This is a genomic window from Vibrio sp. ZF 223, assembly GCF_003050585.1.
GTDB lineage: Bacteria > Pseudomonadota > Gammaproteobacteria > Enterobacterales > Vibrionaceae > Vibrio > Vibrio crassostreae.
In genome coordinates this window covers 137467-152532 of the sequence record NZ_PIGB01000012.1, presented here as the reverse complement: position 1 = coordinate 152532, position 15066 = coordinate 137467, and the positions used below count along the sequence as shown (strand labels likewise).

Here is a 15066-nt window from a genome sequence, read left to right as displayed (position 1 = left end):
CTGTCTAGTTATTCGTTTGAGAAGAGATGTAGTTCGCTAGATTTTCAACTGACGCAAAGTGCTGTCGAGTGTTTGAATCATCTGCATCGATAACAATGTTGTACTTTTTCTTGATAGCAAGGCCAAGCTCAAGGGCATCGATAGAGTCTAGTCCAAGTCCATCACCAAATAGTGGAGCTTCCGTTTCAATCTCATCAATGCTCATGTCTTCAAGGTTCAATGCGTCGATGATCAGTTGTTTCAGTTCGTTGTGTAATGTTTCCACTTTGGCCTACTTAATGCTTTATCTGAATGCTGCTTTAAGGGGGCGATTCTACATTATATGAGGTATTTTCGAAATGCCGATATCGCCTGTTATGTTATTGATACGCTAAATGTTTTCTTCGGAAGGGAAAATTGTTTGTGCAAGATGATGATTAAGGCGCCTTGCTGCCGAAGTTAAATTATTTGAGCCTTCAATAAATGGTTCGACTTCTATTTTACCTTTCACCGCGACATGAAAAAAGGGCTTCGACGCAGGAACTTGATACCATTTTTTCTCTTTCGTTAAGAATGTCGGAGAAACCGTAATATGAATCACGCGTAAATCGGTTTGTGTTCGAGTCGCGATTTGTGCCGCCCCACGCTGTAAGGATGGTTCAATTCCTGGCGTTGTGCGAGTTCCTTCGGGAAAAATCAGCAGGACATTGCCACGTGAGAAGCGTTCTTCACAGCGCTCTAAAAGATCGTCAGGGGCTTGGTTCGGTATATAACCTGCCGCTTTGACAATCCTTTTCATAAAAGGGTTTTCCCAAATGGCCGCTTTGACGAGGCAATCACATTGAGGAAGTTGGGAGGCGATCAGCACATAGTCAATCAAACTTGGGTGGTTGGCAACGATGATGCAATTACGATCTTCACGTAGCAGCTCGGCACCATCAATTCGGTAATCGATTGCTCCGGTGAACTTCATGATCTGGCAAAACGCATTGAATGAGAAACGGATTAATCGCTGTGCTTTAAGCTCTCTTTTAATGGTATTGGGAGTGGTTAGCGCGATAGTCGGTAAGATTAAGAAGCTCAATACTAAGCCACCCAAACCAAAGATGGTAAAGCAGAGGCCTGTCGCGAATACTCGCCAATACTGGTCTACTCTGCTCATTACGCTGTACCTGTCTCGGTGTTATTTACCCAAGACCAAGTTTGGTGCTTGCCAGCAATAGCCCACTTATTTGTACCTAATAAGATATGTTGGAGCGTTTGTAACCCTTGTGGTAACACGGAAGATGCTTGGTTGGTCTCTACTGTCCTAGTAATAGAGTATTCACTGCCAGCGGTGAGCATTAAGCCCAGCGCATAATCAGCAAAGTTCTGTGTTTCGTACTCTTGGTAGAGCTCGGGCAGAGGTTGGTCGAAATCGATAACTAACACTCGATGCGACGGATATTGATGAAGGTAAAGATAAGCTTCGATCAGAGCGTTATGGAAAGTATCTTGCCCTGCGGCTATTGAAGTCAGTGGAATCGGTGCTTTGGCGGCAATGGTGGTTAGACCGGCTGCGGTATTATGTACCGACTGCGAGAACGCCATTGGTGAGGCATCGTCACCTTCTAATATCGACTGAATCAAAGTGGCGGTTCGATGCAACTCACCATGTCGGCTAGCAAAGACCAGATAATCAATCGAGGTGTCTTTTAATAGGGTTAACGCGGTTTGGACAGCAAGTTTGCTTTGCACACTCATTCGGCGGCGCATCATTGGAGGAATAGCTTTAAATTCAGTTGAGCCATCTTGTGGCCAATCTAAATTAGTGCTCCACGCTTGCCATTCAGCAATAGAATTGAGCCCCGCTGAATTTGCAGACCATTTCTCAATATTAAACGACATTAATTGGGATTGATTTGACATAGAGTATTGATTTGCTTTGAGTCTAACTAAATACTATGCGCGCTTATAAATAAACACAGATAAGGAATTTAAATGAAATTACTAAAAATAGCAGTTTCAATGTTATTCATATTCGTTCTTGCAGGATGTGGACGCGTCCAACCTGTAATGAATGTTGAGGATACTCCAGTTGCACTGAATCTTCAAAGTAAACAGGTTAAATCAGCTATTTCTGAATCTGCTGAAAATCGAGGCTGGTTGGTTTCAGAAATAAAGCCTGGTTTGATCCGCGCTGAATTGTATGTTCGTTCGCACCACGCTGTGGTTGAAATTCCTTATAGTGATAAGTTTTACTCTATTCTTTACGTTGAATCAGAGAATTTGAAGTACGACGATGGTGAAATACACCGTAATTACAACCGTTGGGTTAATAACTTAAACGTTGATATTAAACGTAAGCTTGCGCAAATGGCAGCTGAGTAACTCTCTATTATTTAAAGTTAGGTTTTTCGTGTCGGAATATAAATTAGATCCATTCAACGCATTAGAAGCAAAAACAGAAGCGCAGAAATTGTCTTTCGCTCCGATTGTTTTTCATACTGCTCGTACACTTCGTGATTTAGGCATTTTGAAAGCGTTAGATGACGCGGGCAACGAGGGTTTACCAGCAGAGTCTATCTCTGAATCGACCGGTGTCTCTGAGTACGGCGTGAAAGTCCTGCTCGATATGGCGTTAAGTGCTCATATTGTGACTTGGGAAAAGCCTAACTACAAAATGGCTAACCTTGGTTTCTACCTTCTGCATGATGGTATGACTAACGCAAACATGGATTTCACAGCCGATGTTTGTTATGCCGCGATGATGCATCTAACAGAAGCGATTGAAGAAGGCACACCTGCAGGCTTGAAAGAGTTGGGTGATTGGGAAACCATTTACCAAGGCTTGTCTCAATTGCCAGAAAAAGCAAAAGAGAGTTGGTTCAAGTTTGATCACTTCTATTCGGATCGCTCGTTCCCTGTGTTACTTGAAAAAGTCTTCAGCAAGAAACCTAAGTCGCTGGTGGATATCGGCGGCAACACGGGTAAGTGGGCGATGCAATGCTGCAACCATGATGCGGACGTTGAGGTGACGATTGTTGATTTGCCACAGCAGCTAGAAATGGCAATGGCAAACGCGGCAAAGCATGGTCATCAAGAGCGAGTCACGCCATTCCCAGCGAATATGCTCGATAAACAGCAAACTCTGCCAACGGGCGCGGATGTTTGGTGGATGAGTCAGTTCCTTGATTGTTTCTCGCCAATGGAGATTCTGAGCATATTAAAGCGCGTTCGCTCTCATATGTCAGAAGATGCGACTGTCTATATCCTTGAACTGTTTTGGGATTCACAGAAATACGATGCGGCTTCTTATAGCTTAAACGCGACGTCTCTCTACTTTACCTGCTTGGCCAATGGCAACAGTCGTTTTTACCGCAGTGAAGATTTCTTAGAGATTGTTGAAGAAGCGGGCTTTGAAGTGGTAACGCGTACCGACGATATCGGTCTTGGTCACACGCTTCTAGAATTGAAAGCTGGCGCGCAATAAAAATAACAAACATGGCTTAAATAATGAAAAAACTATCAACTCAAGTGGTGATCATCGGAGCTGGGCCATCAGGGTCTATTGCTGCGTCTTTACTTCATAAAAAAGGCATCGATGTTCGAGTGATTGAAAAGAGCGTATTCCCTCGCTTTTCTATTGGTGAAAGCCTATTACCAGCTTGTATGGAAGTGATTGAACAGGCTGGGATGACTGACGCAGTGATCAACGCTAACTTCCAATACAAAGATGGCGCTGCCTTTCGCAAAAATGGCGTTTATACGGCGTTTAATTTTGAAGACAAGTTCTCTTCTGGCCCTGGAACTACGTTTCAGGTTCAGCGAGGTGCCTTTGATAAGGTTTTGGCAGATACGGCTGAGGCGCAGGGTGTCTGCATTGATTACCAACATGAGTTAATGGGCATTAATTTCACCGACGACAGCACCATTTTAGATGTACAAGTGCTGGGTGGAGAGCGTTATCAGATAGAAGCGCAATACGTTCTGGATGGCAGTGGTTTTGGTCGAGTGCTACCAAAAATGCTTAACTTGGCAGAGCCGTCATCGCTCCCTCCACGCAAAGCTATTTTTACGCACATTAACGATCATATTGCAGAGGTGGATACCGATCTTGAATATGACCGAAATAAAATTCTTATCTCTGTGCATCCAACCAACCCTGATGTTTGGTATTGGTTGATCCCGTTTAGTAACGGTGTCTCTTCGTTTGGTGTCGTAGGAGAGCCTAAGTTCTTTGAGTCCTATCCAGAAGACAAGATTGCTGCAATTAAACAGCTGGCAGCGGAAGAGCCGGGCTTGGCTGAGATACTGGCAAGCGCCGAGTATCCAAACCCTGCGGGTGAAATTGGTGGCTATTCTGCCAATGTAAAACATTTGGCGACGGATAAGTACGCGTTGCTTGGCAATGCTGGTGAGTTCCTTGACCCGGTGTTCTCGTCAGGCGTGACGATTGCGATGAAGTCGGCACAGTTTGCGGTTGAGTGTGTCGAAAAGCAACTTAACGGTGAGAAGGTAGATTGGGAACGCGATTATGCCGCTCCTTTGATGGTTGGTGTAAACACCTTTAGAACGTATGTTGAGGGGTGGTACTCAGGTACTTTGCAGGATGTGATTTTCTATCAAGATCCAAATCCAAAGATTAAGCAGATGGTGTGCTCAATTCTGGCGGGTTACGCATGGGATCAAGCCAACCCTTATGTGAAAGAGTCTAAGCGCCGATTGGCGACACTGGCTGAGATATGCCGAAACTAGGTAATCGATTTTGTATGTAGCAATACTCTAAATTGCCACGATGGATCGTCATAAATTAAAAACAGCCGCAATGTGCGGCTGTTTTTGTATCTGAAAAATATGGGCGGTCAGCTTAATCGGATTTAAGCCTATTTTAAGTCGATGCTGTTCAACCGTCCCATAAATATAAGTAGATCAATTACGTCTTTGTGAGCATCAAGCAGCGCACGTTTGGTTTGGCTATAAGCGGCAAGTCGGCCGTGCTTTCTGATTGAACATACCTTGGTTTTGTACTTGTAGTCACCATTCTCAGAGAAGACGCGCCACTTAGCGATGTAGCACTCGTCGCGGTGCTCAGGATCACTCTGAGTTGGATTTGGCTTGAATACAATTTTGGGTTCTAAACTATGAGGCAGGCGCGTCATTAGGTAGGGCTCTTTGAGGACTTTGGGCCAAAATTTACCCCAAAGCTGTCTGCCCAGTTCATCTCTTAATTTAATGGTTTTCTTTAGTGCTTTGTCTTCACCCATACGAACAAAACCGACCGACCGATGCAGCACCGTATCTTCGGGAGTATGGATGTGGATCTTAAAAGCGGTTTTACCTTTCGAGATAAAGCGGTAACCGGTAGCACCAATTAGATTATTCTGACTCATAGTTTGCTAAGTGATGATTATGTTATTAATAAGATTACGCCAAATACTGCAAAACCGAAACTAATACCCATGAAAAAAATAAAGCCTTAGCATCTTTGCTAAGGCTTTATTAGAAACTCTGAGACGAGAGTGTCGCTAACTACATGATTTTCTGCATCACATCACCAATTTGAATGCTTCCCGCAAGGCTTGGCTGATCAATCGTGAGTTCCGCTTCGTTTTCGTAAACGCGAGAAACCGTTAGGGTGATGTCGCTTTGAGAAACCTTGTTGCGTGGCAAGCCGCGTTGGTCGATAAACGAACCTGTGTGCCACAGTTGCAACTTGTCACCTTGTTGTACGCCATGCATTCGACCTAAATCAATGGTCACAGTGTTACCAAATACCGCTGCAACCTCTGGAAGGGTGATCTTACATGACACTTCCGATTCTAAGTCCAACATAATATTACGGCTAACACGCAGCATCATGCTGCCGTAGGTTGATGCCCAGAAACGGGCACTGCGGGTGTCGACTTCACTGGTCTTAGCAAATGGCCACTTTGCCACTTCACGATAGCTACGGTTGTAAACCTGATGTCCTGTTTTACCATCGAAGACTTGCATCTCTAACGCAAACTGGCGATTGATGATGTCGTCTTTCAACAGTTTGGACTCGATGGTCGCGGTTAAATCGGTAATGTCGCCACCAATGATGTATTGTGCGCCAGTGTCTTGGGCGATCATCTTGATCACTTCAGGTCGACGTTTGTCGATGTCGTAATTGGTCGTGCCAACGGAAACAAAGCTGCGAGACTCTTGCGCCAGCTGTCGATCTACGACATGACCAAAATCATCACCGATGTTATAGATTCTGCCCATTACAGCTTGCTGTGGGGAAGTCACATCGATGTTGCCGACCAAAAATGTCTTCTTATATTGGCTCTCATGGCAAGCATTTGCCGAAGGATAGATATCGATCCTTGCGGTGATCATTATATTGCCACTGCGTTTTTTCTCTTTTTCTACCAAGATGTAGCGCACTTCATGATTGGTAAATTGAAACTCTTTTTTGTTTGCGTCGAGGTAGGGCGTGAGGTTGGCAATGCTACCAATGTCGGCTCCTGAGAACTGGATCGCTTTATATACCGCGTCTTCCAGAGCATGGACCCTTGCCGTTTCCTCTGACGATACGATGGCTGCTGTACCGGTAACCTCATACCAAGAGGCATGAGCACTGAAGCTTATGGTTATCAGTGAACTTATTGAAAATAAGTAAGAAATTATTTTTTTCATCTATTCGTTACCAGTTGGGTATAAATATTGCTTAACAAATAACTATAAGCTTGAAGCTGACTTAAGTGCGTTTTTCTTAATCTGAACCATTAATGAAAAGCAAAGACTGTTCCAACATTGTAATCCATTGAAAAGAATAATGGTGAGAACATATTGGAACAGGTGGCACTAAAACTATCTGGAGATTAGAGAATGAAAAAATGGCTCGTAGTAATGAGTGTCATGTTACTGACATCATGCGCTTATTCGCCGATCTATAACGGCAAGTCTGAATATTCAGGCAGTCAGTTTATGTTGATGGACAGCCCTCGCCATACCATGGATTTTTTTGTGGAAAGTATGACTGAAGATTTGATCATTTCGAATACAAGTATTTCAGCGAGAACGCCAATAGCAATTACTTCGTTTGTGGACCTGCAGCACATGGACACAACGAACTGGCTAGGCAACTCGGTATCAGAAGGCTTCATTCATCAGTTTCAGCGTCGTGGCTTCAAGGTGGTTGATTTTAAAACTACTGGCTCTATCCAAGTGACTCACCAAGGTGACTTTGCGTTGAGCCGCGATTGGAAAGACTTAGCTCAAGAGCAAGACGTACAGTATGTACTGACAGGCACCATGCTTCGCCAAGAAGGCGGTGTACTAGTAAATGCTCGCGTTGTTGGCATGCAAACTCGAATTGTAGTGGCGACGGCACAAGGCTTCTTACCTGCAGACCGTATTGGCCGTGACCTAGATACTCTCAACAGTATTCGAACTCAAGATGGCGTGATCATTCGTTCCGATCCAACGATCAGTCAGCCTTATACTGTTATTCTTCGCCCTTAGGAGTTCGAGATGAAGAAGTTAATGTTTGTTGTTGCCGCTTTATTGCTTGTTGGCTGTCAGCCATTGCAGAGCATGAGACCTGATGATTTCTTAGTGGCTGTTGGCTATGCGAGTATCAGTGAGCAGAAAGGTCGTAACGACGAAGAGAGACGTATCCGTGCGATGAGAGCCTCTAAGATCGATGCTTATCGTGAGCTTGCTGAACAGGTTTACGGCATGCGAGTAAGCGGTCGAGCAGAACTTGAAGATCAACGGCTTGGTACAGAGCGTACGTCAGGTGCGGTTGATGGTGTTATCCGTGGCGCAGAAGTGGTGCGCAGTTACCCTGTGGGTGATAGCTACGTAACAGAGCTTCAGTTGGATATTCGCAAGATGGATCAGCTACGTAACTACGGTGAAGTTCAGGCAGTACCTGAGAAGAGACAACAAACACTGTTCTAATTTCGGTGTTCGAATTGAATATTCAGTGATATTGGTTGCTACTCGCTTTCCAGATGGCATATCGGCAACCAATAACTAATATGGATGTAAAAGCGGCAAGTATGAAAATACTTGCCGCTTTTTTGTTTATCGATTTTGTCAGGGTGTTCAAAGGCTGATTAGAAATTTTGATAAAGGACAACGACAGAAATAGCCTGAGATACAGATACAGATACAGATACAGACTTAAGTAGGAGTGTTGTTGAAGAGGTAGCTTAACTAGGCTTTTACGTTGGTTCCCAGCGTGGAAATAGTATGCGTTTGACCACCGGCATTGTAGGTCATGCCAATTTTACCGTGGCTTTGCTGCATCATATTGCTAAGTTTTTTGAAGCTAAGGTGTGCTCGATTCAAGGCTTCGCCATTAACAAGGTTCGCTTGCTGGCAATCGTGCACTATCGACTGGATCTTTGTGACTAACTGAGCAAGTTCAGGATTCTCGGTCAGTTCTGAGATATTGGTATGGGTCGCGATTCGCTGATCGGTTGATCTTAATTGTTCAACAAGGACTACTTTTTCTTTGGCGATTCGCTCAATATCGTTTGATTGTCGGCTCGTAATAGCGGTTTTCTCTGAACTTAATAATTCAGATAAGGCTTTGGCATTTTGAAGTTGAAAATTAACTAAATCTGCTAGTGCCGCCATAACGTAAACCTATTCATAACCTCGTATGCTTTAAGACAATCACTTCAATCAAAAGTGAGTGTTGGCTTAAAGACCTTTTAATTCATCTTCGAACTTGATCATGTTGTCTGCCAGTTTTTCTGGATCAACAGTGTATGAACCGTTCGCAATCGCTTCTTTGATCGCTGCTACTTTCACAGAATCAAAGCTTGGTTGTGCTGCCATATCTTGGTGGAGCTGACCAATCGCTTTGCCTTGTTGGCTAAGTGAAACCGCATCTTTGCTTGCTGGTGATTTAGTTGATACATCAGAACGTGATGCCTCAGAACTAGAATCAGAGCGTACTGCTGATCGGTTAGTGGTCGTTAGGGTTTGCCCTGAACGAATATTATCAATGCCTGCCATAGTTAAGCCTTTTTCTTCAAAAATGGGAACCTGTACAGTCAATATCGACCAAGGGTTCGAATACTTTAGCAATTTTTAGCTCAATAGTCGAAAAGCGACAAAACACCGCCGCCGTCATATTTGGCGTTAGAGTAGAGAGTGAAATCGTTAACGATACCGTCAATTTAGAAGTAAAGAGTTAAAAGTAAACTGTGACTTCAGACATGCTGGTAACAATTCCTTCAATTATACGCTGTGATTTGTCATTTTTCACTCTTACTTGATCACCCATAGAGCCATCGGTAAGCGCAGTCCCTTTGGTGGTAATGGTCATGCCACCTTTTACTGCCTGTATGATAACCTTCTCGTTTCGGCAGACGACACAGATATCACCTCTTTCTACAACATCGCCCGGTCTTAGGTTCTTTTTTACCTTAGCGCCGATGACTTGTTGTGGGGCTGTGAAACCTTGGCGACGAAACTTGTTAAGAGAAATCATAGCGGTGGTGACATCGTATTGACCGACGATTTCGCCTCTCGCGAGTGAACGAGTGGTGGTGACAAGGGGCACCGACATCGAAAGACGCACGGGTACATAAACGCGCCACTCATCAGGAACACATTGCACTAAAACCGTAATACTGCTGCGGGTATTGGTGGTGGTTGAGGCGCTGGTCTCTAAAGGAATTGGGCAGTCTGTCGCTTTGATTCTTGAATCAACATTTGCTGAATTAACAAAGAGTTCGCCGCCTTGTGGCTGCTCTACCGTATCAAGGATATGTTGTTCTGCTGCAGACTGAATCATCTCAATTTGTTCTGGGGTCGCAGCTTGTACAAAAAAACTAAACAATATTGATAAAATGCCGATAAACTTAGCGACAGTTTTAAAAGTAGCTCTACACATTGCTATGGAAAAAAGCGGCAGATTTGTTTTATAATACATCATTCCGTTTCTCTAGTGGTTCGTAGCCTGCAGTAGACTAACACTTTTTATCCAAAAAAGTTTGATATGGAGATGAGCTCATGACGGGTATTCTTGATTCGGTGAATCAGCGTACGCAACTCGTCGGTCAAAACCGATTAGAATTACTAACCTTTCGCCTAATGGGGCGTCAGCGTTACGGCATTAATGTCTTTAAAGTAAAAGAAGTGCTTCAATGCCCTAAGCTGACGAAGATGCCAAACTTGAACCCACTGGTTAAAGGTGTCGCACACATTCGTGGCCAAACGATCTCTGTGATCGACTTGAGCTTAGCGATTGGTGGCCGTCCTACAACGGATGTTGAAAAGTGTTTTGTGGTTATCTCTGAGTTTAACCGAACCATTCAAGGTTTCTTGGTAAGTTCAGTAGAGCGCATTATTAACATGCACTGGGAATCGATTCTTCCGCCGCCGGATGGCGCAGGTAGAGCTAACTACCTGACAGCGGTAACCAACATTGACAATGAATTGGTAGAAATTCTCGATGTTGAGAAGATCCTTGCAGAAATTTCTCCTGTTGATGAAACAATGGACAGCAAGATTGCTGAAGACATTGCGAAAGTAGAACAAGAGAAAGAACTGGTTCGTCGCATTTTGATCGCTGATGACTCGACCGTTGCTCGTAAGCAGGTCCAACGTGCTATTGAGTCAATTGGCTTTGAAGTTATCTCAGTGAAAGATGGTAAAGAGGCCTATGAGAAGCTGGTGCAGATGTCATCAGAAGGCAGTATTTACGACCAGATTTCGTTGGTGATTTCAGATATCGAAATGCCAGAGATGGATGGATACACGCTAACTGCTGAGATTCGTCGTCACGCCGAACTTAAAGATTTATACGTAATTTTACACTCATCATTGAGTGGTGTATTTAACCAAGCCATGGTTGAACGCGTAGGAGCTAACTCCTTCATCGCGAAATTCAACCCTGATGAGCTTGGTGCAGCGGTAAAAGCTGCGTTAACTAACTAAAAGAGACATTAATGACTGCTATAACAATAAGTGATCAAGAGTATCGCGATTTCAGCCGTTTCTTAGAATCTCAATGTGGCATTGTATTAGGTGACAGCAAGCAGTATTTAGTGCGCAGTCGTTTAAGCCCATTAGTAACGAAGTTTAAGTTAGCTTCGTTATCTGATTTGTTGAGAGATGTAGTAACAGGTCGAAACCGTGAGCTGCGTGTGGCTGCTGTCGATGCCATGACGACGAACGAGACACTTTGGTTCCGTGATACTTACCCGTTTGCTGTGCTTGCGGATAAGCTTCTACCGGAAATAGCGGCAAATAAACGTCCTATTAAGATTTGGTCTGCCGCAAGCTCTTCAGGCCAAGAAGCATACTCAATGGCAATGACGATTCTTGAAACTCAAGCTCGTAAGCCGGGTATGCTGCCAAATGTATCGATTACCGCAACTGACATCTCAGCAAGTATGTTGGATATGTGCCGCACGGGCGCGTACGACAACCTAGCTTTGGGACGCGGACTTTCTCCTGAGCGTCGTCGTACCTTCTTTGAAGATGCGGGTGATGGTCGTATGAAAGTGAAAGACAACGTGAAGCGCATGGTGAACTTCCGTCCTCAAAACTTGATGGACAGCTATGCATTGTTAGGCAAGTTCGACATCATTTTCTGTCGTAACGTGCTGATTTACTTCTCACCTGATATGAAGTCAAAGGTACTTAACCAGATGGCAAACAGCCTCAACCCTGGTGGTTACCTACTATTGGGTGCGTCTGAATCGTTAACAGGCTTAACGGATCGTTTTGAAATGGTTCGCTGTAATCCAGGCATCATCTACAAATTAAAGTAATGAATAGCACCAGTATAAGGTGCGACGTTACTGCTTAAATTCAAAACCTAGCCAAGTGCTGGGTTTTCTTTTTCCTGCTTAAGCTATATCTTTAAGTCAGAGTGACATTCCAATTTACTCTATTTTTTGGCTTGTATATTGCAAGTTTACCTACGAGTAACCTGTAAAAGTATTGATAGACCGCTTTGTTTTAAAAGTTGGTATATATATTGCTTTGGTTATTTCATAACAGTCAGTTCTTGAGTTGAGGTTTACATGGCTATTTCTTTTGACAATGCTTTGGGCATTCACCAGCACACAGTTGGTGTACGTGAGCGTAACGCTGAGGTGCTTTCCACCAATATCGCGCAAGCAAACACGCCTGGGTATAAAGCAAAGGGATTAGACTTTAAGAAATCACTGCAAGCGGCAAGTTCTGGGGCAAGCATTGGTCTTAGCCGTACAGATGGTCGGCACATTTCTGCCTCAACAACGGTGAACGGGGAAACGAAGTATCGAATTCCTACACAACCTGATACAGGAGATGGCAACACGGTTGATTTGGATTTGGAAAGAAACCTTTTCATGCAAAACCAAATTAGGCATCAAGCCTCTCTCGACTTCTTAGGAAGTAAGTTCAAGAATTTAACTAAAGCGATTAAAGGGGAATAATTAGATGAGCTTATTTAATGTATTCAATGTGACTGGTTCTGCGATGAGTGCTGAATCTGTTCGTCTAAATACTACCTCGAGCAACCTTGCAAACGCGGACAGTGTAAGTAGTTCTGCTGAAGAAACTTACAAGGCTCGCCACGCAGTGTTCGGCGCTGAGTTAAATCGAGCACGCAACAGTGACCACACTGTGCCTGTGAAAGTATTGGGTATTGTAGAAAGCGATAAGCCGCTGAGCGCGGAGTACAACCCTGATCACCCATTAGCGAACAACGAAGGCTACATCTACAAGCCTAACGTGAACGTTATGGAAGAGATGGCAAACATGATTTCGGCATCACGTGCGTACCAAACGAACGTACAGGTTGCTGACTCGAGTAAACAAATGCTGCTGCGTACGCTGCAGATGGGTCAATAAGGATAAGGAGGTAGCACATGGCTGGAATCAACAACAATGTTGGTCAAAGCGGCTTGTCCTATGTTGACCAGCTGAAGAGTCTTCAAGATGGCGCTAAAAAGCCCGATGAAACAACAGGTAAGCAGGATCTTAAACAAGAAGATTTCTTATCTTTGTTGACTAAGCAACTAGCACAACAAGACCCTTTCAAGCCGGTTAGCAATGACCAGATGATTGCGCAAATGGCTTCATTTGCGACTGTAGATGGCATTGGCAAAATGAATACACAGTTTGAAAGCTTGAATTCATCAATGACCTCTAACCAAGCACTTCAGGCATCCTCTTTGGTTGGTCGTGACGTATTGGTTCCTGGTGCGGCAGGTGTAAAACCCGGTGATGGCGGTATGGCGGCAATGGTTAAGCTTCCTCAGGCAATGGACAATGTAATGGTCCGTGTTGAGAACGAAGTTGGCCAATTGGTTCGCACATTTGATATCGGCTCTAAACCATCTGGTGATACACGTGTTGAATGGGACGGAAAAGACGAAGACGGTAACCCATTGCCGGCCGGTAAATATAACGTGAAAGCGTCGGGTTTACTGGATGGCGAGAACACAGAGTTCCAAGTTTCCAGTTATGCGAACGTGAACAGTGTGCTTCTTGGTAAGGGTGATGGCAACGTACTACTCAATCTGGCTGGTTTCACATCGCCAGTACGACTTGCTGAAGTACTAGAAGTTGGTAAAGCGTAGCTCTTTATTGAGTGACTATGCTAGCTAGATAGATTAGGAGAATATTGGAATGTCATATGTAGCTTTAAGCGGCCTATCCGCTGCACAATTAGACCTGAATACAACCAGTAACAATATTGCGAACGCAAACACGTTTGGCTTTAAAGAGTCTCGTGCAGAGTTCGGTGATGTTTACTCAAACTCGTTGTTTACTAACGCAAAAACGACGTCTGGTGGTGGTGCGCAAGCTAGCCAAGTGGCGCAACAGTTCCACGAAGGTTCAAGTATTTATACGAACAACCCAATGGATTTGCGTGTAAGTGGTACAGGTTTCTTTGCAGTATCGAAAGATCGCATGGTGCCAGAGATTAACGAACTAACGCGTAATGGTGCATTTCACCTAAACAAAGACAACTACATGGTTACGGCTAATGATGAGTTTCTTTTAGGTTACGATGTGGATCCAAACTCGGGTGAAGTTCTTTCTTACGCGCCAAAGCCTCTCGACATTCCTGCTGAGTTTGGTAAGCCAAAACAGACAGAAAACATTGAAGTAGGGGTCAACCTTCCTGCAAATGGTGATCTTAAAGACCCGGCTGCATTTAACTACCAAGATGCTGATACTTATAACCGTGCAACGTCTTCGACGGTATACGATTCTATGGGTCAGTCTTACAAGTTAACGACTTACTACCTCAAAGATCAGACTCAACCAAACACTTGGCAAACGTACTACACCATGTCAGATGAGAATGGTGAGAAGCCATTGAACATTACTGGCGGTGATGCGACGAATGCAACAGGTCATGTTGGTCACACAATGAAGTTCAACAATGATGGTACGTTAGCAAGCCTAAACAGTGGTCAGCCAATTAACTCTGATCCTCTAGGGGCAGGTGCGAACCCAATTGACTTGAACGGTGCCGATCCAACACAGGTGCTTAAGTTTGGTCTGGATTCTTCAACTCAGTTTGCCGCTCCGTTTGAATTGACTAAGTTTGATGAGGATGGCGCGACAACAGGTTTCTTAACAAAAATCGATTTCGATGAGTACGGCAGTGTTCTAGGTACTTACTCAAATGGTGAAAACGTGATGCTTGGCCGTGTAGGCTTGGTTCGTGTACCAAATGAGCAAGGCCTGGATAAGAAAGGCGGTACTCAATGGGATTCTACCAACGACTCTGGCGATAAGATCTGGGGTGAATCGAACAAAGGTTCATTTGGTAGCATCAACAACGGCTCGCTAGAGCAGTCGAATATCGATATGACTCAAGAACTGGTTGATTTGATTTCTGCTCAACGTAACTTCCAAGCGAACTCGCGTTCTCTAGAAGTACACAACCAGCTACAACAGAATATTCTTCAGATTCGTTAATCGTTTCGAGCGTTTGAATCATCTGCGAATACCCAATTCAATGTTATTGAATTGGGTATTGTTGTTTGTCTTCTTATTTGCCGCCCCTATTGCCGCACGGTAATGCCACTGGCAACAATTCTTCCTGAATGCTCCTTTAATGATCACCCATCCTTGTTCATTTTATATTTAAACTATTGATAA

The 15066-nt window shown here is 44.1% G+C and carries 19 protein-coding genes; 11 read left to right on the top strand and 8 right to left on the bottom strand.

The window, feature by feature from the left end; genetic code table 11:
• Positions 1-4: 4 nt before the first annotated feature.
• The 3 genes from CWO13_RS20050 to CWO13_RS20040 form a co-directional block, all read right to left on the bottom strand.
• Positions 5-265: a phosphopantetheine-binding protein gene (locus CWO13_RS20050; protein ID WP_004736154.1), complete on the bottom strand. Its 261-nt coding sequence runs from the start codon at positions 263-265 to the stop codon at positions 5-7.
• A 105-nt stretch (positions 266-370) separates the two neighbouring features.
• The gene (locus CWO13_RS20045; RefSeq protein WP_102393643.1) at positions 371-1141 is read right to left on the bottom strand and encodes a lysophospholipid acyltransferase family protein; all 771 of its coding nucleotides are present in this window, start codon (positions 1139-1141) and stop codon (positions 371-373) included.
• Positions 1141-1887: a beta-ketoacyl synthase chain length factor gene (locus tag CWO13_RS20040; RefSeq protein WP_170960949.1), complete on the bottom strand. Its 747-nt coding sequence runs from the start codon at positions 1885-1887 to the stop codon at positions 1141-1143. Before CWO13_RS20040 ends, CWO13_RS20045 begins: the two co-directional genes overlap by 1 nt.
• 72 nt (positions 1888-1959) lie before the next feature.
• On the opposite strand from CWO13_RS20040, the gene CWO13_RS20035 reads away from it, so the two are divergent.
• The 3 genes from CWO13_RS20035 to CWO13_RS20025 are packed head-to-tail and all read left to right on the top strand — an operon-like array spanning position 1960 to position 4716.
• Positions 1960-2349: a hypothetical protein gene (locus CWO13_RS20035; RefSeq protein ID WP_017062271.1), complete on the top strand. Its 390-nt coding sequence runs from the start codon at positions 1960-1962 to the stop codon at positions 2347-2349.
• A gap of 28 nt (positions 2350-2377) precedes the next feature.
• Positions 2378-3451 carry a methyltransferase gene (locus CWO13_RS20030; protein ID WP_017062270.1) on the top strand — a complete coding sequence of 358 codons (1074 nt, stop codon included), beginning with the start codon at positions 2378-2380 and terminating at the stop codon, positions 3449-3451.
• A gap of 23 nt (positions 3452-3474) precedes the next feature.
• Positions 3475-4716: an NAD(P)/FAD-dependent oxidoreductase gene (locus tag CWO13_RS20025; RefSeq protein WP_017062269.1), complete on the top strand. Its 1242-nt coding sequence runs from the start codon at positions 3475-3477 to the stop codon at positions 4714-4716.
• Positions 4717-4844: 128 nt separating this feature from the next.
• Here the strand turns inward: CWO13_RS20025 and CWO13_RS20020 are convergent, their stop codons facing one another.
• Together CWO13_RS20020 and CWO13_RS20015 are read right to left on the bottom strand one after the other, a co-directional pair.
• On the bottom strand, positions 4845-5351 hold the full coding sequence (locus CWO13_RS20020) for a hypothetical protein (RefSeq protein WP_017062268.1): 507 nt from the start codon (positions 5349-5351) through the stop codon (positions 4845-4847).
• Positions 5352-5490: 139 nt separating this feature from the next.
• Positions 5491-6624 carry a flagellar assembly protein FlgT gene (locus tag CWO13_RS20015; RefSeq protein ID WP_017062267.1) on the bottom strand — a complete coding sequence of 378 codons (1134 nt, stop codon included), beginning with the start codon at positions 6622-6624 and terminating at the stop codon, positions 5491-5493.
• A gap of 192 nt (positions 6625-6816) precedes the next feature.
• Here CWO13_RS20015 and CWO13_RS20010 point away from each other — a divergent pair, with 192 nt between their 5' ends.
• Together CWO13_RS20010 and flgP are read left to right on the top strand one after the other, a co-directional pair.
• Positions 6817-7452 carry a FlgO family outer membrane protein gene (locus tag CWO13_RS20010; protein ID WP_017064137.1) on the top strand — a complete coding sequence of 212 codons (636 nt, stop codon included), beginning with the start codon at positions 6817-6819 and terminating at the stop codon, positions 7450-7452.
• Between the two features lie 9 nt (positions 7453-7461).
• A complete protein-coding gene (gene flgP / locus CWO13_RS20005; protein WP_016791311.1) occupies positions 7462-7893 on the top strand; it encodes a flagellar assembly lipoprotein FlgP in 432 nt (143 codons plus the stop codon).
• A 258-nt stretch (positions 7894-8151) separates the two neighbouring features.
• Here flgP and CWO13_RS20000 read toward each other — a convergent pair whose 3' ends face one another.
• The 3 genes from CWO13_RS20000 to flgA form a co-directional block, all read right to left on the bottom strand.
• Positions 8152-8577, bottom strand: coding sequence for a flagella synthesis protein FlgN (locus CWO13_RS20000; protein ID WP_017062264.1), 426 nt, complete (start codon positions 8575-8577; stop codon positions 8152-8154).
• 66 nt (positions 8578-8643) lie between these two features.
• Positions 8644-8961 carry a flagellar biosynthesis anti-sigma factor FlgM gene (flgM, locus tag CWO13_RS19995; protein WP_017062263.1) on the bottom strand — a complete coding sequence of 106 codons (318 nt, stop codon included), beginning with the start codon at positions 8959-8961 and terminating at the stop codon, positions 8644-8646.
• Positions 8962-9139: 178 nt separating this feature from the next.
• Positions 9140-9886, bottom strand: coding sequence for a flagellar basal body P-ring formation chaperone FlgA (flgA, locus tag CWO13_RS19990; protein WP_048659809.1), 747 nt, complete (start codon positions 9884-9886; stop codon positions 9140-9142).
• Positions 9887-9963: 77 nt separating this feature from the next.
• Between flgA and CWO13_RS19985 the strand changes: the two genes are divergently transcribed.
• The 6 genes from CWO13_RS19985 (at position 9964) to flgE (ending at position 14883) form a co-directional block, all read left to right on the top strand.
• Positions 9964-10890 (top strand): chemotaxis protein CheV, encoded by a 927-nt coding sequence (locus CWO13_RS19985; RefSeq protein ID WP_048609568.1) that lies wholly within the window; start codon positions 9964-9966, stop codon positions 10888-10890.
• Between the two features lie 11 nt (positions 10891-10901).
• The gene (locus tag CWO13_RS19980; protein ID WP_004736174.1) at positions 10902-11729 is read left to right on the top strand and encodes a protein-glutamate O-methyltransferase; all 828 of its coding nucleotides are present in this window, start codon (positions 10902-10904) and stop codon (positions 11727-11729) included.
• A 255-nt stretch (positions 11730-11984) separates the two neighbouring features.
• Positions 11985-12380 carry a flagellar basal body rod protein FlgB gene (gene flgB / locus CWO13_RS19975; RefSeq protein WP_004736175.1) on the top strand — a complete coding sequence of 132 codons (396 nt, stop codon included), beginning with the start codon at positions 11985-11987 and terminating at the stop codon, positions 12378-12380.
• Between the two features lie 4 nt (positions 12381-12384).
• Positions 12385-12798 carry a flagellar basal body rod protein FlgC gene (flgC, locus tag CWO13_RS19970; RefSeq protein ID WP_017631739.1) on the top strand — a complete coding sequence of 138 codons (414 nt, stop codon included), beginning with the start codon at positions 12385-12387 and terminating at the stop codon, positions 12796-12798.
• A gap of 17 nt (positions 12799-12815) precedes the next feature.
• Positions 12816-13529, top strand: a complete 714-nt coding sequence (flgD, locus tag CWO13_RS19965; RefSeq protein ID WP_010439286.1) for a flagellar hook assembly protein FlgD — start codon at positions 12816-12818, stop codon at positions 13527-13529.
• A gap of 49 nt (positions 13530-13578) precedes the next feature.
• A complete protein-coding gene (gene flgE, locus CWO13_RS19960) occupies positions 13579-14883 on the top strand; it encodes a flagellar hook protein FlgE (protein ID WP_048609567.1) in 1305 nt (434 codons plus the stop codon).
• Positions 14884-15066 lie beyond the last annotated feature (183 nt).